The organism is Falsiroseomonas oryziterrae (assembly GCF_021864505.1).
Taxonomy (GTDB): domain Bacteria; phylum Pseudomonadota; class Alphaproteobacteria; order Acetobacterales; family Acetobacteraceae; genus Falsiroseomonas; species Falsiroseomonas oryziterrae.
On record NZ_JAKJIB010000606.1, the window covers coordinates 1 to 1,093 of the forward strand.

Here is a 1,093-nt window from a genome sequence, read left to right on the forward strand (position 1 = left end):
CCCGCCAGCGCCAGCGCGACGCGGCCGAGCGCGAGCAGCCCGGCGATCAGCAGCAGGTCGCCGAGCGGCGCCAGCGCCATGCCGCGCGCGAAGGAGGGCACCAGCGCGATCGCCGCCAGCGCCGCGCCCGCCGCGACATAGGGCGCGCCGCGGCTGATCCAGCTTGCGTTCTCCGCCAGCACCGGGCGCTTGCGCAGCAGCTTCAGGATGTCGCGCCAGGGCTGCAGCGGCGAGGCGCCGACGCGGCCCATCATGCGCGCCTTCAGCCACCGGATGCCGCCGACGACGAGCGGCGCCGCCGCGACCACCAGCGCGACATGCAGGATCTGCGCGAGGAGCGCGCCGAACGCCGTCATGCGCCGCCGTCCAGCGTTGGTACGGTCACGTGCAGCCCTCCAGCGTCGGCACGGTCACGCGCCGCCCTCCAGCGTCGGCACGGTCACGTGCCGCCCTCCAGCCAGGCGATCAGCAGCAGCAGCGCGACGAGCGCCGCGAAAGGCAGCATCAGCGCCTGGCGGATCGAAAGGTCGCGCAGCCGCTCCGTCCGCAGGATTACGGCGTCGCGCGCCGCCGCGAGAGGCTGCAGGAGCAGCGCGAAGGACGGGTCGCGGAAGCCGGCCTCGATGCGCGCCGGCGCCGGGTCGCCCGGCGGCGGCATCGCCACGCTCTCGTGCACGCCGAGCGCCGGCTGGCCCAGCATGCGCCGCAGCGGCTGGCCGAAGCCGGCGGCGGAAGGCTGCGTGACGGGATCGCCGAAGGGATGGTGGGGCGGCGGCGCGGCGAAGCCGCAATCCCAGGCGGGTCCCTCCGCGCTCTCCACGCGCGTGCCCAGGCCGCGGCGACGGACCGCGGCCCAGGCCGCGGCCCCGCAGGCCGCCAGCAGCAGCGCGATGCCGAACGGCCAATAGGCGGCGGCCCCGTCGCCGACGGCGATGCCGAACAGCCCGGCGCGGCCATCCATCGCCTCGCCCGACAGCGTCGTCAGCGCGCCGCCCGCCAGCCCGAGCAACGGCCCCGGCAGGACACCGATCGCGACTGTCAGCGCGGCCGGCACCGCGAGCGCGATGCGCGACAGCAGCGGCGCATTCGACGC

Annotated in this window: 1 protein-coding gene and 1 pseudogene; both read right to left on the reverse strand. The window is 76.8% G+C overall.

Annotated features, from left to right (window positions below; all coding sequences use genetic code 11):
* Nucleotides 1–356, reverse strand: a 356-nt coding sequence (locus L2I40_RS23560) for an NADH-quinone oxidoreductase subunit H (protein WP_237217778.1), incomplete at its 3' end; no start/stop codon positions are given.
* 83 nt (nt 357–439) lie between these two features.
* Nucleotides 440–1,093 (reverse strand): annotated as a pseudogene (locus L2I40_RS23565) (hypothetical protein); the annotation flags it as partial.